The following is a 21,804-nucleotide window of genomic DNA, read 5'->3' on the forward strand; positions in this document are numbered from 1 at the left end:
ACCAGGCCTGAGAAAAACAGAGATGGAACAAGCGCATACCCGGTTAATCGACCAACTGAATGAACGCATTGCCGCCCCGGACAACACGCCGCTGTATCTGAAATTTGCCGAAACGGTAAAAAATGCGGTACGCAACGGGGTGCTGGAGCATGGGAATATACTGCCCGGCGAGCGCGATCTCAGTCAGTTAACCGGCGTGTCGCGCATTACCGTGCGCAAAGCGATGCAGGCTCTGGAAGCCGAGGGCGTAGTGACGCGCGCCCGGGGCTATGGGACGCAAATCAATAACATCTTTGAATACTCGCTCAAGGAAGCGCGCGGTTTTTCTCAGCAAGTGGTGCTGCGCGGCAAAAAGCCCAACACGCTGTGGGTGAATAAACGGGTAGTGAAATGCCCGGAAGAGGTGGCCAGCCAGCTGTCAGTGCCGCCGGAGAGCGAGGTCTTTTTGCTTAAGCGCATCCGCTATGTGGATGATGACGCCGTATCGATTGAGGAGTCCTGGGTGCCGGTAGGGTTGATTCACGATCCGGATGCAATTGGGATTTCCCTGTATGACTACTTCCGTAGCCAGAATATCTTCCCGCAGCGCACCCGTTCACGCGTCAGTGCCCGCATGCCGGACAGCGAGTTTCAGACGCATATCCGCATGGATGACAAAATCCCGGTGCTGGTGATCAAGCAAGTTGCACTTGATCAGCAGAACCGGCCCATTGAGTTCAGCATCAGCTACTGCCGTAGCGATTTATACGTCTTTGTGTGCGAGGAGTAACGCCTCGCGCCCTGGCGCACAGTCGCCGCCGCGGTGGCTAACGACCCAGGCCGCCACTGCATTGCCAAGCGTAACGGCATCAGCCAGCGACCATCCTGCCGCCAGCCCGGCAAGCGTGCCACCGGCGTGGCTGTCGCCCGCACCGATCGTGTCGACGACGGTTGCGGGAAACGCCGGAACGTAGCCCGATTTATCACCCTCAAACCAGGCGGCACCGTCTTTATCGTGGCGAATAATCAGCGCAGAACTAAACCGCTGTAGCCACTGCGGGCCGAGTGTTTCAGCTTCCATGCCAAATCGTCCCGCTGCCATCTCCGCTTCCTGGCGATTAAGCGATACCATCGGCCTACAGGCCATGATCCGCGCCATCAGCGCATCAGGAATATCGGCAATGCGCGGCCCAAAGTCGATAAACGCGGTAACGTTTTCCAGGCCCTCCAGCCAGGCCGTCAGACGCTCTCCGCACGGTGACGCCAGCTGATAGCCTGAGAGGTAGACCAGGCTTTCAGGCGGCACGTGCAGCGCATCCAGCCAGCGCTGTTGCCACTGGTTCTCCACGCCGCTAAACGACATAAAGGTCCGCTCACCGTCCGGTTCGACCAGCGCCAGACACCAGCCGTTGTCGCCCGTTTCTACTTCAACGACGCTGTGCAGATCCTGTTTTGCCATGGCGTTACGGATGATGTCTGCCCACACCCCGTGACCGACGGGGAGCGCGTTTTGCGCGGCGATCCCGAGCCGTTTCAGCGCAATAGCAATATTCAGCGCACAGCCGCCGATATTGACACCCTGTTGTTTAAGTTCGATATCACACCCGCGCCAGGGCAGGGCATAGGCGTCGGCGATCACGTCGATGACCGCGGCACCCAACACCGTGACCGGGCGAGTGGCGTGCAGTGTTTCAAGGCGTGCAGCAAAAGCACTCATACGCCCTCCCTTTGCTCCCGGAAGTGCAGCAGTTTTTCACAGTAGTGGTTAAAGTCGAGGCGGTTTACGGCGTCGAGTTCCTCCTTGTACGCCGGGTCAATCGCCTGTACGCCATGAAGCGCACCGCAGATTGCCGTCGCCATCGCGCCGATGGTGTCCGTATCACCGCCGAGGTTGGCGCACAAAATGGCGCAGCGGTTCGGGTCGGTGCCTGCCAGTTCGACCATCGCAATCGCCGCTGGAACCGACTCAAGCGTGCTGGTGCCCGCGCCAATAAGCTGGTAAACCTGCTCGCTGGCGGAATCGATGCCGTTGGCTTCACGCACGGTCTTAAGGGCGAGCTCAATCCGTGCCGCCAGCGATGCGCTGAAGGTGGTTGTTTTCGCTTCCTGTGCGTAGCGTGCAATACCTGGCAGGGCATCGACGATGTTCTGCCAGCGTTCACCGTCAATGGCACGCGACACTGCCCAGGCTATCACCACCGCGCCGGCAATCGCGAGGTCGGATTTATGGGTCGGGCTGGAGGCCAGCGCCACCTTTGCGACAAAGTGCTCCAGACGCGTGGCCGGCAGCAGGCAGCCCAGCGGAGAGGCGCGCATCGCCGCACCGTTGGTGACGCCGTTGTTTTCCAGTTCACTGACCGGCTTGCCGTCACGAATGGCGTTAAGCGCAATCTTCGATGTCGGGCCTAATACATTCTTGTTAAACGCATCGAACGATTCCGCCCAGTGCAGAATATGTTTGCCGATAACATCTGCGTTGATCTGCCCGTCGCATTCGATAATCGCATCCGCCAGGCATAACGCCATTGACGTATCGTCGGTGAATTCTGCCTGCTTAAAATAGCAGGCGGCGTTATTTTCAGCCGGTCCGGGTAAAAAACGGTCGATCCAGCCGAAGTGCGCTTTGACGCGCTTTCTCGGCCAAAGCTCCGACGGCATGCCCATCGCATCCCCTAACGCTTGCCCGTAAAGGGCTCCGAGAACACGTTCTTGTTTCATTTAACTTCCCCTCGTGTCAGCGCGGTATCGCCTTCAACCACCTCAATTGCGGTGATCTCTTTGTCCGATTCGCGGAAAAACAGCATAAACAGCACGGCGATCACGGCAATCATGATCCCTCCGAATGCCCACATTCCGGCCCAGTTGAAGGTCAACCCATTCACCGGCTCTTTGTATGCGAACATTTTTTCCATCATCACGCCGCCCAGGCGGTAACCTAACAGGCTACCAAACCCCTGACAGCACAGCGTAATCAGGCCTTGTGCGGCGGTGCGCATATGCACCGGCGCTTTTTTATCCACGTAGATATACGCGGTCACATAGTAGAAGTCGTAGCTCACGCCATGCAGCAGAATGCCGAGGAACAGCAGGGCATAGGTGAAGTACTGGTCGGCACCACCGTAAACAAAGAAGCCATAGCGGATGGCGGCGGTGAGCAGGCCCAGCAGCAAGACCTTCTTAATACCAAAGCGTTTGGTGAAGAACGGCAGCGCCAGCATAAAGAAGATTTCGGAGAACTGGCCGAGCGTCATCCAGCCGGTGGCGTTTTTCATCCCCACTTCGGTGAGATAGCCGTTAGCAAAGATGTAATAGAAGGCCAGCGGCATCGCGAACAGGAATGAGCAGAAGAAGAACACCAGGAAGTTTTTATCGCGCAGCAGGATCAGCGCATCCAGCCCCAGCATGACTTTGAAATCCATCTTGCCGGTACTCTTCGGCGGGGTGTTCGGCAGGAACAGCGCAAAGACACCGAGCAGGGCGGAGCTGCCCGCCGTCATCAGCAGCGGAATATTGGTATCGGAAATGTCGTTATAGCCCATCATCTGCGGGAGGAAACCGCACGCCAGTCCCGAGGCGATCCAGCCGAGGGTGCCCATCACGCGGATACGCGGGAAATCAGCCTCCACATCATCCACATTGGCGAAGGCAATACTGTTGGTCAGCGCAATGGTCGGCATATAGGTCAGGGAGTAAATCAGCAGCAGCGGGAAAAAGGTGCTGAACTGGGTTTGCTGTGCGGCGAAGTACATCACGATGGCACCGGCGAACATCAGTACGGCCAGTACTTTCTGCGCAGCGAAAAAGCGGTCGGTCAATGAACCCACCAGAATGGGGGAGAGGATCGCGGCAATCGCGGTACAGGCATAAGACCAGCCAATTTCCCCGGCGGTAAAACCGCTTTTGCTCAGCCACAACCACAGCGGTACAAACCACGCGCCCCAGATAAACCATTCAACAAACATCATGAATGACAGTTGGACTTTCGTTTTCATTGTTTAATCCTGCATGTCAGAGAGGGTACGCCTTTAACATACCACTTAATAATACCTTTTAAATACCTTTGCGGTGATTGTTTGATCAATGTAACAGTTTTGTTGTACACGAATCGAGCCAGCAGATTGTGCTGAAAAAAAATGCAAATGGTGGAAAATCTGTTAAGTCGGTACCAGGCTTAGTCTGCCCATAATGCTATGGGTCTGGATAAACACTCACCGACATCACGTCGGGCTTACGGGAGCATCACATGACTGATATTGCGCAGTTGCTTGGCAAAGACGCCGACAGCCTTTTACAGCATCGTTGTATGACCATTCCAGCCGACCAGCTTTATCTGCCTGGCCACGATTACGTCGACCGCGTGATGGTTGATAACAACCGTCCGCCTGCGGTACTGCGAAATATGCAGACCCTCTATAATACCGGGCGACTGGGGGGAACCGGGTATCTTTCTATTCTGCCGGTTGACCAGGGCGTTGAGCACTCCGCGGGCGCCTCCTTTGCGGCGAACCCGTTGTATTTCGATCCGAAGAACATCGTCGAACTGGCGATAGAAGCAGGCTGTAACTGCGTGGCGTCCACCTATGGCGTACTGGCCTCCGTATCGCGTCGCTATGCCCACCGCATTCCATTCCTCGTCAAACTGAATCACAACGAAACCCTGAGTTACCCGACCGAATACGATCAGACGCTTTACGCCAGCGTAGAGCAGGCGTTCAATATGGGCGCGGTCGCGGTTGGGGCGACGATCTACTTTGGTTCTGAGCAGTCGCGTCGCCAGATTGAAGAAATTTCTGCTGCCTTCGAACGCGCGCATGAACTGGGTATGGTCACCGTTCTGTGGGCGTATCTGCGTAACTCCGCATTCAAGAAAGACGGAGTGGACTACCACGTTTCTGCCGACCTGACCGGCCAGGCGAACCATCTGGCGGCAACCATTGGCGCGGATATTGTGAAGCAGAAGATGGCGGAAAATAACGGCGGTTATAAAGCGGTAAACTTCGGTTACACCGATGACCGGGTCTACAGCAAACTGACCAGTGAAAACCCTATCGACCTGGTGCGTTATCAGCTGGCGAACTGCTATATGGGACGTGCCGGGTTAATTAACTCCGGTGGTGCGGCGGGTGGCGACACCGATCTCTCCGACGCGGTGCGCACGGCGGTTATCAATAAGCGCGCGGGCGGTATGGGGCTGATCCTGGGCCGTAAGGCGTTTAAAAAATCGATGGCTGACGGCGTGAAGCTGATCAATGCCGTGCAGGATGTGTACCTGGACAGCAAAGTGACTATCGCTTAAGACTTTTTGTAAAACGCTGGCCGGGTCAGGCGTTACCGCCGCCCGGCCACACTGTCAACGCAGAAGCTGGCAGTCCGGTGGCAGCCGGCACTGTAGCGCGCCCGGTAACACCTCAATGCGGAACTGCTTCCCGCTCAGCGGCTCCCCGTCAAGATTAAACGTCATGCCGTGTGGGGCATTCACTTCAAACCACGCGGATTTACCGGCAATAATATTCGGGCTCTCTTCTGGCTGGGTCAGGGTGGTAAACAGCGCAGGCAGCAAGCCATCACCCGTGAAAATACGCAGCTGTAACTGACCATCATTGATCAGCGCCTCCGGGCATAACTGCTGTCCGCCACCGGCCTGACGGCCATTGCCGATACCAATCACCAGCGCATCACCCTGCCACTGAAAGTTCTCGCCGTGAATCTCACAGCGGTCCGGCTTCAGGGTATCCATGCGCATCAGACCATGGATCAGATACGAGACGCCACCCAGCGCTGCCTTCAGCTTTTCAGGAGTTTCGCTGGTAATGCGCGTCCCGAATCCACCGGTCGCCATATTGATAAAACAGGTTTTTTCATTCACCTGAGCAATATCCACGGCGGTGGCTTTGCCGAGGATAGCCAGCTGCAGGGCTTTTCCCAGCTCTTCGGGGATTCCGGCGCTGGTGGCGAAATCGTTGGCCGTACCGAGCGGCAAAATGCCCATCACCGGGCGGTCGGTTGCGGGAAGATCTATCAGAGCGCCAGCAATTTCATTAATGGTGCCATCGCCCCCGCCAGAAATAATGGTTTCGACCCCGAGCTTCAGGCCTTCGTCGATATAGCGTGCCGCATCACCTTTTTCCCACGTCACTCGCACGTGTATACGCGCACCGTCTTCACGCAAATCCGTCACTGCCTGGCGCAACAAATCGTTGCCCGCACTTTTGCCATTGAGAATCAATAAACTGTCTGGATAGATTGCCATCCGCGCTGCTCCCTTTTTTAGCGTTAGTAAGAGTGTATAGCAGGGAGGAAAAAAGCGGGTAAGAACAGGATGAAAGGCAAAAAATAAGCCTGTGTAAAGGAGATTTTCCCCCGTATAACGTAATCTGTGCCCGGTGTCGTTTACACTTTTTACGTCTGCCAATCACTGGGCTATTGCACTCAACGTTTGAGTCGCGACATTTGCCTTGTCTCTATTTTCAGCTGTTTACGCCAAATCCGATTATGTAGCGTTAGGGCGATTGAACGGTAAAAGAGTGATGTATTCATCCACACGACATTCATGCAGAAAAATCCCAACCCTAAAAAAGAGGTTATTTGCGGGGTGTAATTCTCAACAGAGCCGAATAAAAGTGAACTCCACGTCCAGATAAAATAAACGATGCTCATCAGTCCAGTCAGCGTGATAACGGAAATATGCGCTTTAAATCCAGCCAAGGACCCCCGAGCAGTCAGAAACATAGTACTCATCGCAATCATGCAATACGCCACTACTGCAAGAAATACACCCATCATGACTTTAAATTCGGGTAAGCCGAGCAGGCGAAATAGTAATATCCAGACAGAAACTTGTAGCATAGCGTAGCAAAAAATGGCGAGTAACATACTGATAGCCAAGGGAATGCCTGTCATATGTACACCTACAGGAACGCCAAACTGATCTTTTAAGCCATCTTTTAAAGACTCAAGCCGTTGGAGATCGTCAGTCGCCATTTGACTTGTGATCACAGTACTTAATGCCAGGCTCTTCTTGATGTATTTTATCATGCTCAGGTCAATAACTTCCTGTAAATGAAAAAGACTGGATCAAACCAAAAACGTATTTTCCAGATTGTGTAATATTCTGAGGATTCCTGATTGTACCCGAGACCGCACTTCCAACAAAAGCTGAGGAGTTGGAAATGGCATTCAACAGCTCACGCTGTAAGAGCAACTGCAGCGCTTCAGATGGGTAACGTTTAGGGTAAACCCCAGCTTTCATCGCTGCTTTAACACCTGAATTCGAGATGCCGGGATTTCGGATGCGAATAATTTCCTCCGTTAACCTCGTGCGGTCCGCTCGGCTCATTTTTTGTAATAAAGAGAGTAAACTTTCAGACGTCGAGCGATTAAGAAGGCGGTAGGTCAATACCGCGCTTTTTAGACCCGCAGCGGCCCCAGCAAGTGAAATCGCATCCAGAGCGGTATTGGTTGCAGTATACCATTCCTGGGAATCCATCCACGCTACATAGTCATTATGATTCATGGCAATAAGTGACAAGCGGCCAAGCCCGTTCGCACACTGAATTCCTGTTGCCACACCACCGGCGACAATCACGGCAGCAACAGCACCGGAAGAGCCTGCGGTGAGAGGAATGGCCATACCTGCGCCAGCAGCAAGTACGACAGTGAGAATGGCGGCTCCGCAAGAAATTGCCGTAGAACCGATTTCAGTCGCTAATGAAGGTGACTGAATCGTAGTCGTCGTTGCCTGGATGGCACTACTTGAGGAAGCATTTACTTTCGTGATGACTACATGACTTACCGAGCTTTCGTTTGGTGTCGCAATCCGCCTTGAGGGCCTTACTAACCACTGACGCGCACCGTCTGAGTAGATGATCCCAACCTGGCTAAAGTTTCGGCTACAGTCCAGGTGACTGGCAAAATCGTTGAAATTAATATCGCCGCCGGAGGCAAGGCCCAGACTGCGTGCGAGTTCGTAATTCGGAATGTCCTTTGAAAACTGACCGGGGAATGTCATGTCGTCTCTCCGTCCATGTGAAAACGTATTGTGCTAAGAAATCAAGAGTAAAGGGCATGCTATGGTCGGGAATTAGGAATGCTCTGAATAACACTCCCGCCTACCAGATCCAATAATAGTTGTGATGAATATCATAGGTCCGTCCGATTTTCATGAACGGTATTCCGGCATACGTTATTGCGAATACACACCCTTCATATGGTGGGTCTATGCCATTGCATTCTTAATAAGTGGACTGAATTGTACAAAAAAATAAGCCCGCGTAAGGGAGATTACGCAGGCTAAGGAGGTGGTTCCTGGTACAGCTAGCATTTATGGGTTATGTTTTTCAGCGGGGAGATAATACCCGTATTGAACGAAGCGGTATGTGATCCGATTCTAAGAATTATCCCAGCGCGAAAAAATTTCCCTGCTTGACTATTTACTGTGCGGGTTACGGGTACTTTCACCGTTGAAATTACGCATCAGCAGCGCAAACTCCAGCTCCACTTCTTCGGGTACCGGCAGCCAGACGGTATGGCCGTTGCCTGGCGCCACGTCAATTGCTTCGCCTTTACCGTTTTCCAGATGTTCCAGGGTGAAGTTCATGTTGCCCTGCGGGGTCATCAACTCCAGGCTGTCGCCTTTGGTGAATTTGTTCTTCACCGCCACGGCGGCCAGCGCACCTTTGCGCTCACCGGTAAAATCACCGACAAACTGCTGACGCTCGGAAACGGAATAGCCGTGTTCGTAGTTCTGGTAATCGTCATGGGTGTGACGACGCAGGAAACCTTCGGTATAACCGCGATGCGCCAGGCCTTCCAGGGTTTCCAGCAGGCTGGTATCGAACGGTTTACCGGCAGCGGCATCGTCGATGGCTTTACGGTACACCTGAGCAGTACGCGCGCAGTAGTAGTAGGACTTGGTACGGCCTTCAATTTTCAGGGAATGCACGCCCATCTGCGTCAGACGCTCAACGTGCGCAATCGCACGCAGGTCTTTGGAGTTCATGATGTAAGTGCCATGCTCGTCTTCAAAGGCGGTCATGTACTCACCCGGACGTTTGGCCTCTTCAATCATGAACACGCTGTCAGTTGGCGCGCCGATGCCTAAGGTTGGCTCCACGTTGGTCACCGGGATAGGCTCATGTTTGTGGACGATATTGCCGATGTCGTCTTCTTTGCCTTCCTGAACGTTATATTCCCAGCGGCAGGCGTTGGTGCAGGTACCCTGGTTCGGGTCACGCTTGTTGATGTATCCCGAGAGCAGGCAACGACCGGAGTAGGCCATGCACAGCGCGCCGTGAACGAAGATTTCGATTTCCATATCCGGCACCTGCGTGCGGATCTCTTCAATCTCTTCCAGCGAAAGTTCACGAGACAGAATGACGCGGGTCAGCCCCATCTGTTTCCAGAATTTCACCGTTGCCCAGTTAACGGCGTTGGCCTGAACGGAGAGGTGAATATCCATCTCCGGGAAGTTCTCCCGAACCAGCATAATTAAACCCGGGTCCGACATGATCAGCGCGTCCGGTCCCATATCAACCACCGGCTTCAGATCGCGGATGAACGTTTTCAACTTGGCGTTATGCGGCGCAATGTTGACCACCACGTAGAATTTTTTGCCCAGGGCATGTGCTTCGTTAATGCCGAGCTGCAGGTTCTCGTGGTTGAATTCATTGTTACGCACGCGCAGCGAGTAGCGTGGCTGGCCAGCATAGACGGCGTCAGCGCCATAGGCGAAAGCGTAACGCATATTTTGCAGCGTTCCCGCCGGGGAAAGGAGTTCCGGTTTAAACATGTTTGTTCTCGTTCTGATGACAGGTCAGATCCGCATGCACCAGGTGCAGCGGTAAGGGGAGATCCCCCACTTTAAGGGCGGGCATTGTAGCGCTGAGGGACAGGGAGGTAAAGCGCCGGGTCGTACCATCGCTAACCCGGCCGGAGGCGTGTCGTCAGGTATTGTCTTTTACCGTCTGGCTTGAACCGTTAGTTTTGACCGACGCGATGCCTTTATCTCGCGACTGTTCCGAGGCATACATCTGGCTGCTGCCAATAACCTGATGATTCTCGGCCTTCAGATTGAAGTGGAATTTACCGTTGGTGGCCACTTTCTTCTCATAACGTTCATCAGAAGGGCTATTGGTGCGAACGGAGGCGATACCGTTTTCGGCGGAATTTTTGGTGGTGTAAAGCTCACTGGTCAGGATCGTTTCTCCGTTTCCTGCTTTGAGAACAAACCTGAACTGACCATCACTGCTTTTGTTTAACTCGAACCAACCAGACATAGGAACTCCTTGAACGAAGTGGAATTATCTGCACCAGTTATCAATAAGCGAACCGGTAATGTGAGTATGGTTGATTCTTCGTTGCTTTCCAGAAATGAAAAACCCGCCAGCAGGCGGGTTCGGTAAACTAAATGCTCAGGCTATCCTGCAGGCATCCGCTTCCCATCGGTAGCCCACGCCATACACCGCGCGGATAAATGACTGCTCCGCATCGAGCGCTTCCAGCTTGCGGCGCAGGTTTTTAATATGGCTGTCGATGGTACGGTCAGTCACGACGCGGTAATCATCATACAGACGGTTCAGCAGCTGCTCGCGGGAGAAGACCTTCCCCGGCTCGTGGGAGAGGGTTTTCAACAGGCGGAATTCGGCGGGGGTGAGATCCAGCAGCTTGCCGCGCCAGCTCGCCTGGAAGCGGCTTTCATCGACGATAAGTGGGCTTTCCGCGTCCAGTACCTGGAGTTCACGATGGGGCTTGCAGCGGCGCAGAATGGTTTTTACGCGCGCGACCACTTCACGCGGGCTGTATGGCTTGCAGATGTAATCGTCCGCGCCAATTTCGAGGCCCAGCAGGCGGTCGATCTCTTCGATTTTCGCCGTCACCATTACCACCGGCACGTCTGAGAAGCGACGAATTTCCCGGCACAGGGTCAGGCCATCGGTTCCGGGGAGCATCAGATCCAGCAGGATCAGGTCCGGCGGCGTCTGGCGCACATAAGGCAGCACCTGATCGCCATGGCTGATAAGCGTGGGGGCATAGCTTGCCGCGCGTAAATAGTCGATCAGTAACTGCCCGAGCTTCGGCTCGTCTTCGACAATCAAAATGCGTGGCGTGTTTTCGTCAATCGGTAACTCGGTCATGCTTCTCTCGATAAATCCCGTTCCAGAGGTAACTCTACTGTAATGCTTACCCCGCCAAAAGGCGAATGGGCGGCGCGGATCGTGCCATTATGGGCCTCGACGATGTTTACGCAAATCGCCAGTCCCAGACCGGACCCGCCGCTGGCGCGATTGCGGGAGCCTTCGGTGCGATAAAATCGCTCAAACAGTTTTTCCAGCTGTGCATCCTGCACGCCGGGAGCGGAATCCGCAAAGGTCAGGGCAAAATGCCCATTTTCTTGTTTGCCGGAAATATGCAGGCCACCGCCGCTGTCGGTGTAGCGCAGGCTATTTTCCAGCAGATTGTTGAACAGCTGCATCAGGCGGTCTTTGTCGCCAAACACCACGGCGCTGTCAGGCAGTGAGAGATCGATTTTCAGGTTGCGGCTGGCGAAACGTTCGCGGAAGGCACCGCTTACCACCTCCAGCACGTTTATCACATCGACGGGCGCTTTCTGGTAGGCCAGCGCGCCTTCGTCTGACATGGAGAGCTGGTGGAGGTCATCGACCAGTTTGGTCAGCGTGCCCACTTCCGCCTGCAGCGAGGCCACCGATTCGGGAGTGAACTGACGCACGCCGTCCTGAATAGCTTCCAGCTCGCCGCGCAGCACCGCCAGCGGCGTGCGGAGTTCATGGGAAATATCGGCCATAAAATCGCGTCGCATCTGCTGGTTTTTTTCCAGGGTGCTGGCGAGCTGGTTAAAGTCCTGCGCCAGCTTGCCGAGTTCGTCCTGGCTACGGGTATCGACGCGGGTGGAGAAATCCCCGGCGGCCAGCTTATGCGTCCCTTCCACCAGCCGTTTAACCGGCGCGAGCAGGCCACGGGCCAGCGGGAAGGTCGCGAGCGCGGCCAGCAGGGTGGAGAGCGCGACAATCAACCAGCTGGTGCGGCGCTGCTGACGATCAAAGTTGATATCGGTGTTGCGCGTCAGGCGTTCAACCGGCGAGGCGATCACCCAGCCGACGGTGGCGTTATTCACTGTGATCGCCCGCTTTGTGCCATCTGGCGGAATGGGCGCGCGCGGGCCAACCAGTACGCGCATATCCTGGTCTATCACCCAGAACTGGGTGCGCCAGCCGTGCGGCGGCATCCCGGGGCCCGGACGATCGTCACCGGTATCATGCTCAAGCGAGCGCAGGATCTGGAATACGAAGCGGTCGTTATTGCGCAGAAAACGCCAGTTACCGTGCAGGGCATACTGATCGCTCAGCGCATCGCTCAGCCCCTGTAAACGCTGTTCATTACCATGCTTGATGTAATCAATAAAACCCCGTTCGAAACTGACCCGCACGGCCCAGTGCATGGTGACCAGCAGCACGATACAGGTGGCAAATATCGCCACAAAGAGTTTACCGGTAATGCCCGGACGCCAGAATTTCATGGTGCACTCCTTTTGCCGTGTCGGATAACGACGTTCTTACGGGTATCATCCGGCACTCTGGCGAAGATGAACGCAGGCAGGGCGATAATCACCGCCATGCTGAGATAGGTATACAAAAAGACCTGATGGGCGACCGGTGTGTCGACGCTGAGATGATGCTGTCCGTACATGCCGAGCAGTAAACCGGCAAGGGTCACCCCTACGCTCATGGAGAGCTGCATGATCATCGACAGCAGGCTGTTTCCGCTGCTCGCCAGGTCATCCGGGAGTGCTTTTAACGTCAGGGTATTCATTGACGAAAAGCGCACAGAGTTAATTATGCCCTGGCAGAACAGCACCAGCGGCAGCGCGTAGTACCAGCCCAGCAGCGCCACGGCCATAAACAGCAGGCTCACCAGGGCCAACCCAAGCGTCGCGGCAACCAGAACGTGGCGATAACCAAAACGGTTAACCACCTGCACCACGATGCGTTTCATTCCCATGCTGCCAAGTACCATCGGGATCATCATCAAGCCGGCGTGAAACGGTGAAAATCCCATTCCAATCTGCAAAAAGACCGGCGTCATAAAGGGCAACATGCCGCTGCCGACGCGCCCGGCAAAGCTCCCGAACAGGCCCAGACGATAGGTGGGGTTTTTAAACAGATCGAGCGTGAACAACGCGCTCTCGTTACCTCTGGCATGCCAGAGGTACCACAGGATAGCGGTAATGCCGAGCGCCACCAGAAGGCCAAGCGTCAGGGCGGAAATCCCGAGGCCTTTTTGACCATCAAGCGCGAGGGTGAGCATCGCCATCCCCGCCGCCAGCAGGATAAAACCCAGGAAATCAAAGCGCCGGGTCTGCATGGTGTAGTTAGGCATCAGCATCAGGGTGGCAATCGCGCCGATGATGCCCACCGGCAGGTTGATTAAGAAGATCCAGTGCCAGGAGGCATACTCCACCAGCACTCCGCCCAGCGCCGGGCCAAGCAGCGGGCCGACCTGGCCGGGCAGGGTGACGAAGGTCATTGCGGCCATGTATTGCTCGCGGGGCACAATCTTCATCACCGTCAGCCGCCCGACAGGCACCATCATCGCCCCGCCAATGCCCTGTAACGCGCGGGCCATCACCAGTTGATCCAGCGTATTCGCCTGGGCGCAAAACAGCGAGCCTGTGGTAAACAGCACGATGGCGGTGAAAAAGATATTCCGCACGCCCACTTTGTCCGCCAGCCAGCCGCTGGCCGGAAGCATAACGGCCACCGTTAATACATAGGAGACAATCACCATATGCATATGCAGCGGACTCTCCCCCAGGCTTTTTGCCATCGAGGGGAGGGCGGTATTGACGATGGTTGTATCCAGCGACTGCATAAAGAAGCCGAAGGCGACAATCCACAGCTGCCAGCGCACGTGACGTGGGAGGTCGGTCATTTATTCGGTTACCGTCGTTCTGTTTTTACGCGAAAAACGCACCCGCAGACGGTCAAAGAACAGATAGACCACCGGCGTGGTGTAGAGCGTCAGCAGCTGGCTCATCACCAGCCCCCCGACAATAGTGATCCCCAGCGGCTGGCGCAATTCTGAACCGTCACCGCCGGAAATCACCAGCGGCAGCGCGCCAAACAGCGCCGCCAGCGTGGTCATCATGATCGGGCGAAAACGCAGCAGACAGGCCTGGAATATGGCCTCTTCTGGCGTCAGATTGCCATTTCGCTGGGCGTCCAGCGCGAAGTCCACCATCATGATGGCGTTTTTCTTCACGATGCCAATTAACAGCATGATACCAATCAGCGCAATCAGGCTGAAGGGCGCGCCGAACAGCTCCAGCGCCAGCAGCGCCCCGACGCCCGCCGACGGCAGCGTGGAGAGAATGGTCAGCGGATGGACGTAGCTTTCATAAAGCACGCCCAGCACGATATAGACTGTCGCAATGGCCGCCAGAATCAAAATCACCTGCGAATTCATCGTCTCCTGGAACACCTGCGCGGTACCGGCAAAACTGCCGCGTACCGTGGACGGCACGCCAAGCTGGGTCATCGCACGGTTGATCGCATCGCTGGCCTCAGAGAGGGACGAACCGGCTGGCAGGTTAAAGGAGATGGTCGACGCCGCCGAAAGGCCCTGGTGGTTCACCGACAGCGGCGCGTTCGCCGGCTGCCAGCTGGCAAAGTAAGAGAGCGGGATCGCCTTACCGTCGTTATTAATCACAAACATTTTGTCCAGCGCGCTGATGTCCTGGGTGTAACGCGGGTCCACCTCCATCACCACCTTGTATTGGTTCATGGGCTGGTAGATGGTGGAAATCTCACGCTGGCCGAAGGCATTGTTCAGCAGGCTGTTGGCGGCATCGACGTTAATCCCCAGACGTGACATGGTTTCGCGATTGTAGGTCAGCGCCATTTCTGCGCCGTTGTCCTGCTGATCGGAGTTAACGTCCGCCAGCTGTGGCAGGGCGGCCAGCGCCTTGCGGATCTTAGGCTCCCACTCGCGCAGGGCGGCTAAATCATCAGAGAGTAACGTGTACTGATAGCTGGCGTTTGCCTGACGCCCGCCGACGCGGATATCCTGAACGGCCATCAAAAACAGATTAGCGCCCGGCTCTTTGGCGAGCTTCACGCGCAGGCGATCGATAACCTGCTGGGCGGTTTCATTGCGCTGGTCACGCGGCTTCAGGGTGATAAACATCATCCCACTGTTCACCCGCGAACCGCCGGTAAAGCCGGTTACGTTATCTACCGCTTTATCTTCGCGGATGATCTTCATAAAGTCCTGCAGCTTGCCGCGCATGGCCTGAAACGAAATACTCTGGTCTGCCTGGATCCCGCCCATCAGCACCCCGGTGTCCTGCTCCGGGAAGAAGGTTTTCGGGATAGTAATGTACATCCAGACGTTGAGCACGATGGTGCCAATCAGCACCAGGCCGACAATGCGCGTATGCCTCAGCACCCACTTCAGGGACTTGCCATAGCTCTCCTGCATCGCCAGCAGGAAGCGACCAAACCCCTTACGGCGCGGCTGAGAGTGGGGCTTGCTGCGTTTTAACATCCAGCCGCACATCATCGGCGTGAGCGTGAGGGACACAATCAATGAAATACCGATGGCGACCGAGAGCGTGACGGCAAATTCCCGTAACAGCCGGCCAGGCAGGCCGCCCATCAGCAGTAACGGCAGGAACACCGCCACCAGCGACAGGCTCATCGACAGTACCGTAAAGCCCACTTCACGCGTTCCCTGCAGCGCGGCCTGCAACGGTTTCATCCCCGCCTCCAGATGGCGCGAGATGTTCTCCAGCACCACAATGGCGTCATCCACCACGAAGCCGGTGGCAATCGTCAGCGCCATCAGCGACAGGTTGTTAAGGCTAAATCCGCACAGGTACATCGCCGCGAAGGTCCCTATCAGCGAGACAGGCACTGCCACCGCGGGGATCAGCGTGGCCCGGCCTGAACGCAGAAACAGGAAGACCACCAGAATCACCAGCGCAACGGAGATCACAAGCGTCTGCTCCACCTCTTCAAGCGAGGCGCGAATGGTGGGGGAACGATCCTGGGCAATCTGCAGATCGATTGCCGCCGGGATGGTCTGCTGGAGTTCCGGCAATCTCGCGCGGATAACGTTCACCGTCTCAATAATGTTGGCTTCCGGCAGCTTGCGGATCATCAGCAAAATGGCCGGTTTAGCGTTGGTCATCCCGGCGTTACGCACGTCCTGCACCGAGTCGGTGACGCTCGCGACATCGCTCAGGCGCACCGCCGCACCGTTGTTGTAGTGAATGATCAGCGGCTGGTATTCCGCAGCGGTTTTCAGCTCATCGTTAGTCTGGATCTGCCAGCGGTGGCTACTGTTCTCAATGGCCCCCTGCGGTTTGCGCACGTTTGCATTGCTGATGGCAGAGCGCACATCGTCCAGTGAAACACCCTGGTTAAACAGCGCCTGCGGGTTTAAGCCCACGCGCACGGCGGGCAGAGAGCTTCCGCCAACGCTGACATCACCCACGCCGTTAATCTGGGCGAGAGTCTGCGCCAGTTGGGTGGAGGCGAAATCGTACAGTTGCCCCTGCGAATAGGTTTCCGAGGTAAGCGTCAGGATCATGATCGGCGCATCGGACGGGTTCGCTTTACGGTATGTCGGACGGCCCGGCATCCCGCTCGGTAGCAGATTCTGCGCGGCGTTGATCGCCGCCTGCACATCGCGCGCGGCGCCGTTAATATCCCGGTCGAAGCTGAATTCCAGAATGATGCGCGTGCTGCCAAGCGAGCTGCTGGAGGTCATCTCGTTGACCCCGGCAATTCGCCCGAGTGAACGTTCCAGCGGTGTGGCAACCGACGAGGCCATGGTTTCCGGTGATGCACCGGGCAGCGAGGCGCTGACCATGATCACCGGGAAATCCACCTGCGGCAGCGGGGCCACCGGCAGCAGCCGGAAGCCCAGGACGCCGCACAGGGTGATGGCGAGTGAGAGTAAAATCGTCGCCACCGGGCGATAAATGAAGAGGGCGAAAAACTTCATTTACGCCTCCTCTTCACGTTTCGGGAAGCGGCTTTTCGTCCACAGCGCCAGACGGTCAAACAGCAGATAAATGACCGGCGTGGTGAACAGGGTCAGGACCTGGCTTACCAGCAGGCCACCGACCATACCAATCCCCAGCGGACGACGCAGCTCGGCCCCGACGCCGGTACTGAGCATCAGCGGCAGGGCACCTAGCAGGGCGGCGAGCGTGGTCATCAGGATCGGGCGAAAACGCAGCAGGCAGGCCTGGAAAATTGCCTCGCGCGGCGACATCCCCTGCTCGCGCTCGGCGGCAAGGGCAAAGTCGATCATCATGATGGCGTTTTTCTTCACGATCCCGATAAGCAGGATGATCCCAATGATGGCAATCACGTCCAGCTCGCTCCCCGCCAGCATCAATGCCAGCAGTGCCCCCACGCCCGCCGTTGGCAGGGTGGAGAGGATGGTAATAGGGTGAATAAAGCTTTCATACAGCACACCGAGCACGATATACATCGCCACCACGGCCGCGACAATCAGCCAGATGGTGTTGCCCAGCGCGGCCTGGAACGCCAGCGTGCTGCCCTGGAACTGGGTCTGAATATCGGACGGGAAGTTCAGCGTCTTCTCTGCGGCCAGAATGGACTCCACCGCTTCGCCCAGCGAATAACCGTCCGGTACGTTAAACGAGATGGTGGTGGACGGGAACTGATCCAGATGGTTAATCGACAGCGGTGTGTAGCGCTCTTCCACCGTCGCGATGGCGCTGAGGGGCACGATGCCTCCGTCTTTACTGGTCAGGCGCACCGAATCGAGCGCGGCCAGGCCGGGCGTGTTTTCCGTGTTGTGTTCCAGCACCACGCGATACTGATTCGCCTGGGTATAGATGGTGGAGATCAGACGCTGACCGAATGCGTTATACAGCGCGTTATCCACGTCGGCCATGGTGATCCCAAGCCGGCTGGCGGTATCACGGTTGACGTTCACATATGCCGCCAGCCCTTTGTCCTGCCAGTCGCTGCTGACGTCCGAGAGCTGCGGCAGGGCGTTGAGTTTATCCACCAGTTGCGGTACCCAGGTGCTGAGTGCATCAAGGGTGGTGGCCTGCAGCGTGAACTGGTACTGGGTACGGCTCACCTGGGTATCGATGGTTAAATCCTGAATTGGCTGGAGGTACAGCTCAATACCCGGCACGCGCGCTACGGCAGTTTGCAGGCGGTCGATCACCGTCTGCACGCGGTCGTCGCGATCGTCAAGCGGTTTAAGGTTGATCTGCAGGCGGGCACTGTTCAGCGACGGGTTGGTGCCATCGACACCGACATACGAGGTCAGGCTCTCTACTGCCGGATCTTTCATGATGATCTCTGACACCTGCTGCTGACGCTGCGCCATGTTAGCGAAGGAGACCGTCTGCGGTGCCTGAAGCGTGCCCTGGATAATGCCGTTGTCCTGAATCGGGAAGAAGCCTTTCGGGATGAAAATCCACAGCATAACGCTGAGCGCCAGCGTACCAAGCGCCACGCCAAGGGTTGCCCATGGATGGTTAAGCACTTTCGCTAGCACCCGTCCGTAAGCGGCAATAATGCGTTCGAACATCCGCTCAGAGGCGCGCGAGAAGCGGTTTTGCTTGCGCAGGGAGGCGTGGCTCAGCATACGGGCGCACATCATCGGCGTGAGGGTCAGTGACACCACGGCGGAAATCAGAATGGCGACGGCCAGCGTCACGGCAAATTCGCGGAACAAACGCCCGACGATATCGCCCATAAACAGCAGTGGGATCAGTACCGCAATCAGTGAGAAGGTGAGGGAGATAATGGTAAAGCCGATCTCGCCCGCTCCTTTCAGCGCCGCGGCTAACGGTTTTTCGCCTTTTTCGATATAGCGCGAGATGTTCTCGATAACAACGATAGCGTCATCGACCACAAAGCCGGTGGCAATGGTAAGGGCCATCAGCGTCAGGTTGTTTATCGAAAAATCGAGTAACACCATGACGGCAAATGTTCCCACCAGTGAGAGCGGCACGGCGACGGCAGGAATGAGGGTCGCCGGGACGTTACGCAGGAACAGGTAGATGATCATCACCACCAGCGCAATCGCCAGCATCAGTTCAAACTGGGTGTCAGTCACGGACGCGCGAATATTGGTGGTCCGGTCAGACAGCACTTTCACGCTAACTGACCTGGGCAGGCTTTCAATCAGCTGCGGCAGCATAGTGCGAATGCTGTCTGCGGTTTCAATGATATTGGCACCCGGCTGGCGCTGGACGTTCATCACGATTGCCTGCTGTTTGTTGGCCCAGGCGCCGAGCCAGCTGTTTTCCGCACCTTGTTCAACGGTTGCCACATCGCCCAGACGCACCGGCGCACCGTTCTGGTAAGCGACGATCAGCTGTCGATATTCATCCGCGGACTGCATTTGATCGTTCGCCGAAAGGGTCACGGCCCGGGTAGGGCCATCAAGCGAGCCTTTCGCCGAGTTGACGTTGGCGTTACTGATGGCGCTGCGGATGGTTTCGCTGGTGAGGCCCAGCGCGGCAATGGCCTGGGCATTGAGCTTCACGCGCACCGCCGGACGTTGACCGCCGGCAAGCGTAACCAGCCCCACGCCAGAGACCTGTGAAATTTTCTGCGCCACGCGCGTTTCGACCATGTCTTCGACCTGAGTCATCGGCATGGCGGAGGAGGTGACGGCGAGCGTCATGATCGGCGGATCCGCCGGGTTTACTTTGCTGTAGACCGGTGGGTTGGGCAGGTCGGATGGCAGCAAGTTGGTGGCTGCGTTAATCGCGGCCTGTACTTCCTGTTCGGCAACGTCGAGTGAGAGCGTAAGCTGGAACTGCAGCGTCACCACGGATGCTCCGCCGGAGCTTTGCGAGGACATTTGCTTCAGGCCAGACATCTGACCAAACTGGCGCTCCAGCGGCGCGGTGATGGCCGACGTCACCACATCCGGGCTCGCACCCGGATAAAGGGTGACCACCTGGATGGTGGGATAATCCACTTCCGGCAGCGCCGAGACGGGCAGGAAGCGATAGCCAATAATCCCGGCCAGCAGGATCGCCACCATTAACAGCGTGGTGGCAACAGGGCGCAGAATAAACAGGCGTGAAGGCCCACCTGTAGAGCTCGGGGGCATAACCTGCATCAGGAAGTCGCTCCCTGCTTAGCAGGCTGTTGCTGGCCTTCAACCACTTCGACTTTCGCCCCCTCGGTGAGACGATCAATACCGTCGGTAACCACGCGGTCACCTGCGGAAAGGCCGGCGCTGATCACCACCGTCTGGCTGTCCTGAATGCCGGTTTTCACCAGATGCTTGCTGACGTTATTCTCACTGTTAAGCACCCAGACAAAGTTCCCTTCGTTGCCCATCTGCAGCGCCGCCGTCGGGATAACGACCGCATTTTCCTGCGTTGCGACCAGCATCCGCGCATTCACGAACTGATTCGGGAAAAGCGCATCATCCTGATTGTTAAAGCGGGCTTTTAACTTGATGGTGCCGGTGGTGGTGTCAATCTGGTTATCCAGACTGAGCAGGGTGCCTTCGCTCAATTTTTGCTTGTTGGTGCGATCCCAGGCTTCCACAACCAGCCCTTTGCCGGCTTTTTGTGCCTGAACCACGGTTGCGATGTCGCTCTCCGGCAGGGTAAAGACTAAATCGACAGGATGCGTCTGGGTGATGACCACGATACCGGTGGTATCGCCGCTGGAAATCTGGTTGCCAATATCAACCTGCTTCAGACCGACGCGGCCGTCAATCGGGGCGGTGATGCGGCTCCAGTCGAGCTGCAACTGTGCGCTGGCCACGGCGGCTTCGTCGGCTTTAAGGGTGCCCAGCGCTTCGCTGACCAGTGACTGCTGCGTATCCAGTTCCTGACGCGATACCAGGTTGGTTTTCACCAGTTGCTGATAGCGTGCCAAATCGCGTCGGGCGTTCGCGAGCGTGGCCTTGTCTTTCGCGAGCTGGCCCTGCGCCTGCGCGAGGGTGACTTTAAACTGGCTTGGGTCAATTTCCGCCAGTAAGTCCCCGGCTTTAACCTGCTGGCCTTCCTGGAAGTGAAGCGCCATCAGCTGCCCGTCCACACGGCTGCGAACCGTAACGGTGTTGGCGGCGGTAATGGTTCCCAGCCCGGAGAGATAACGGGGCACCGCTTTATTTACCGCAGTAGCCGCCTGAACGGGAGCCAGCGCACCGCCGCGCATGCCGTGACGCCCGCCACTCGCGGGACGCTGTGATGGACTGCTGGCACCTGCGGAAGTGTCAGAAGAGTGATTGTGCCAGAACCAGGCGGCGGCAAGAGCCACCACAATGATGCCAGCGGCGATTGCCCAGCGGGATTTGTTACTGCCTTTCATCGTTATACGTTCTCATCCTGAATACTTCGGGGAATGATACTAGTTTAGTCAGGCAACACGGCAGAAAAATGGAGGAAATATGGAAGACTGTCTGGATTTGTCTGATTGGCAGGGGGAGGGGCGCGGCGTGAGACGGCCTTCAAATCGGATCAATTGCCAGTGCATAATTTACCAGGAATATTCCCTGCCACCTGAAATATTCTTATTATTTATCTGCCGGGTGAGAAACGGAGAAAGATAACAATTGGTTTTATTATTTAATTTGTCTTTAGGAAAATTTCATTATTCATCATGTAAGGATCGGAATATTCTCTGTTATACCAATATTTTTCATCTTGTTATCAAATCATTAACAAACTAATGATTTTTTGCAATGTGACGTATTTATTTGATTTGAAATATGTTTTTGTTATTCCTTTCATTGCACCACTTTTGATTTGTATCAAAAAGCTAAAACAGTTTAAATTACCTA

16 protein-coding genes are annotated in these 21,804 nt (G+C 56.0%); 2 read left to right on the forward strand and 14 right to left on the reverse strand.

Annotated elements, in window-relative coordinates; all coding sequences use genetic code 11:
• Positions 1-22 precede the first annotated feature (22 nt).
• Positions 23-769, forward strand: a complete 747-nt coding sequence (locus tag BJP35_RS20250) for a GntR family transcriptional regulator (protein WP_014170861.1) — start codon at positions 23-25, stop codon at positions 767-769.
• Here the strand turns inward: BJP35_RS20250 and BJP35_RS20255 are convergent.
• The 3 genes from BJP35_RS20255 to BJP35_RS20265 are packed head-to-tail and all read right to left on the reverse strand — an operon-like array spanning position 743 to position 3,971.
• A complete protein-coding gene (locus tag BJP35_RS20255; RefSeq protein WP_047742881.1) occupies positions 743-1,696 on the reverse strand; it encodes a PfkB family carbohydrate kinase in 954 nt (317 codons plus the stop codon). The genes BJP35_RS20250 and BJP35_RS20255 overlap by 27 nt on opposite strands.
• Positions 1,693-2,697 carry an ADP-ribosylglycohydrolase family protein gene (locus BJP35_RS20260; RefSeq protein ID WP_047742875.1) on the reverse strand — a complete coding sequence of 335 codons (1,005 nt, stop codon included), beginning with the start codon at positions 2,695-2,697 and terminating at the stop codon, positions 1,693-1,695. Before BJP35_RS20260 ends, BJP35_RS20255 begins: the two co-directional genes overlap by 4 nt.
• Positions 2,694-3,971 (reverse strand): nucleoside permease, encoded by a 1,278-nt coding sequence (locus BJP35_RS20265; protein ID WP_020883238.1) that lies wholly within the window; start codon positions 3,969-3,971, stop codon positions 2,694-2,696. The genes BJP35_RS20260 and BJP35_RS20265 overlap by 4 nt, the downstream gene beginning before the upstream one ends.
• Before the next feature lie 251 nt (positions 3,972-4,222).
• On the opposite strand from BJP35_RS20265, the gene fbaB reads away from it, so the two are divergent.
• A complete protein-coding gene (gene fbaB, locus BJP35_RS20270) occupies positions 4,223-5,275 on the forward strand; it encodes a class I fructose-bisphosphate aldolase (RefSeq protein WP_014170857.1) in 1,053 nt (350 codons plus the stop codon).
• Positions 5,276-5,329: 54 nt separating this feature from the next.
• Here fbaB and yegS read toward each other — a convergent pair whose 3' ends face one another.
• From yegS to BJP35_RS20325, 11 genes are all read right to left on the reverse strand, one after another.
• Positions 5,330-6,229, reverse strand: a complete 900-nt coding sequence (yegS, locus tag BJP35_RS20275; protein ID WP_014170856.1) for a lipid kinase YegS — start codon at positions 6,227-6,229, stop codon at positions 5,330-5,332.
• Positions 6,230-6,408: 179 nt separating this feature from the next.
• A complete protein-coding gene (locus BJP35_RS20280) occupies positions 6,409-7,014 on the reverse strand; it encodes a hypothetical protein (RefSeq protein WP_052951143.1) in 606 nt (201 codons plus the stop codon).
• A 7-nt stretch (positions 7,015-7,021) separates the two neighbouring features.
• The gene (locus tag BJP35_RS24470; RefSeq protein ID WP_047742873.1) at positions 7,022-7,987 is read right to left on the reverse strand and encodes a hypothetical protein; all 966 of its coding nucleotides are present in this window, start codon (positions 7,985-7,987) and stop codon (positions 7,022-7,024) included.
• Positions 7,988-8,404: 417 nt separating this feature from the next.
• Entirely contained in the window at positions 8,405-9,766 is a 1,362-nt protein-coding gene (gene yegQ / locus BJP35_RS20290; protein ID WP_014170855.1) for a tRNA 5-hydroxyuridine modification protein YegQ, read from the reverse strand.
• Between the two features lie 154 nt (positions 9,767-9,920).
• Positions 9,921-10,253, reverse strand: coding sequence for a YegP family protein (locus tag BJP35_RS20295; protein ID WP_086463515.1), 333 nt, complete (start codon positions 10,251-10,253; stop codon positions 9,921-9,923).
• Positions 10,254-10,388: 135 nt separating this feature from the next.
• Entirely contained in the window at positions 10,389-11,111 is a 723-nt protein-coding gene (gene baeR, locus BJP35_RS20300; protein ID WP_014170852.1) for a two-component system response regulator BaeR, read from the reverse strand.
• Positions 11,108-12,511: a two-component system sensor histidine kinase BaeS gene (gene baeS, locus BJP35_RS20305; RefSeq protein ID WP_020883244.1), complete on the reverse strand. Its 1,404-nt coding sequence runs from the start codon at positions 12,509-12,511 to the stop codon at positions 11,108-11,110. Before baeS ends, baeR begins: the two co-directional genes overlap by 4 nt.
• Positions 12,508-13,923: an MFS transporter gene (locus tag BJP35_RS20310; RefSeq protein ID WP_014170850.1), complete on the reverse strand. Its 1,416-nt coding sequence runs from the start codon at positions 13,921-13,923 to the stop codon at positions 12,508-12,510. The genes baeS and BJP35_RS20310 overlap by 4 nt, the downstream gene beginning before the upstream one ends.
• On the reverse strand, positions 13,924-17,001 hold the full coding sequence (gene mdtC, locus BJP35_RS20315) for a multidrug efflux RND transporter permease subunit MdtC (RefSeq protein ID WP_047742870.1): 3,078 nt from the start codon (positions 16,999-17,001) through the stop codon (positions 13,924-13,926). It lies immediately after the preceding gene.
• Positions 17,002-20,124, reverse strand: coding sequence for an MdtB/MuxB family multidrug efflux RND transporter permease subunit (locus BJP35_RS20320; protein ID WP_047742869.1), 3,123 nt, complete (start codon positions 20,122-20,124; stop codon positions 17,002-17,004).
• The gene (locus BJP35_RS20325; RefSeq protein WP_020883246.1) at positions 20,124-21,332 is read right to left on the reverse strand and encodes an MdtA/MuxA family multidrug efflux RND transporter periplasmic adaptor subunit; all 1,209 of its coding nucleotides are present in this window, start codon (positions 21,330-21,332) and stop codon (positions 20,124-20,126) included. The genes BJP35_RS20320 and BJP35_RS20325 overlap by 1 nt, the downstream gene beginning before the upstream one ends.
• Positions 21,333-21,804 lie beyond the last annotated feature (472 nt).

The organism is Enterobacter sp. J49 (genome assembly GCF_002148625.1).
In the GTDB taxonomy this organism is placed as follows: Bacteria; Pseudomonadota; Gammaproteobacteria; order Enterobacterales; family Enterobacteriaceae; genus Enterobacter; species Enterobacter ludwigii.

Bases quoted from the DNA above. Each gene is read 5' to 3' on its own strand.
- BJP35_RS20250 (WP_014170861.1), top strand. From the start codon at position 23: ATGGAACAAGCGCATACCCGGTTAATCGACCAACTGAATGAACGCATT.
- BJP35_RS20255 (WP_047742881.1), bottom strand. From the start codon at position 1,696: ATGAGTGCTTTTGCTGCACGCCTTGAAACACTGCACGCCACTCGCCCG.
- BJP35_RS20260 (WP_047742875.1), bottom strand. From the start codon at position 2,697: ATGAAACAAGAACGTGTTCTCGGAGCCCTTTACGGGCAAGCGTTAGGG.
- BJP35_RS20265 (WP_020883238.1), bottom strand. From the start codon at position 3,971: ATGAAAACGAAAGTCCAACTGTCATTCATGATGTTTGTTGAATGGTTT.
- fbaB (WP_014170857.1), top strand. From the start codon at position 4,223: ATGACTGATATTGCGCAGTTGCTTGGCAAAGACGCCGACAGCCTTTTA.
- yegS (WP_014170856.1), bottom strand. From the start codon at position 6,229: ATGGCAATCTATCCAGACAGTTTATTGATTCTCAATGGCAAAAGTGCG.
- BJP35_RS20280 (WP_052951143.1), bottom strand. From the start codon at position 7,014: ATGATAAAATACATCAAGAAGAGCCTGGCATTAAGTACTGTGATCACA.
- BJP35_RS24470 (WP_047742873.1), bottom strand. From the start codon at position 7,987: ATGACATTCCCCGGTCAGTTTTCAAAGGACATTCCGAATTACGAACTC.
- yegQ (WP_014170855.1), bottom strand. From the start codon at position 9,766: ATGTTTAAACCGGAACTCCTTTCCCCGGCGGGAACGCTGCAAAATATG.
- BJP35_RS20295 (WP_086463515.1), bottom strand. From the start codon at position 10,253: ATGTCTGGTTGGTTCGAGTTAAACAAAAGCAGTGATGGTCAGTTCAGG.
- baeR (WP_014170852.1), bottom strand. From the start codon at position 11,111: ATGACCGAGTTACCGATTGACGAAAACACGCCACGCATTTTGATTGTC.
- baeS (WP_020883244.1), bottom strand. From the start codon at position 12,511: ATGAAATTCTGGCGTCCGGGCATTACCGGTAAACTCTTTGTGGCGATA.
- BJP35_RS20310 (WP_014170850.1), bottom strand. From the start codon at position 13,923: ATGACCGACCTCCCACGTCACGTGCGCTGGCAGCTGTGGATTGTCGCC.
- mdtC (WP_047742870.1), bottom strand. From the start codon at position 17,001: ATGAAGTTTTTCGCCCTCTTCATTTATCGCCCGGTGGCGACGATTTTA.
- BJP35_RS20320 (WP_047742869.1), bottom strand. From the start codon at position 20,124: ATGCAGGTTATGCCCCCGAGCTCTACAGGTGGGCCTTCACGCCTGTTT.
- BJP35_RS20325 (WP_020883246.1), bottom strand. From the start codon at position 21,332: ATGAAAGGCAGTAACAAATCCCGCTGGGCAATCGCCGCTGGCATCATT.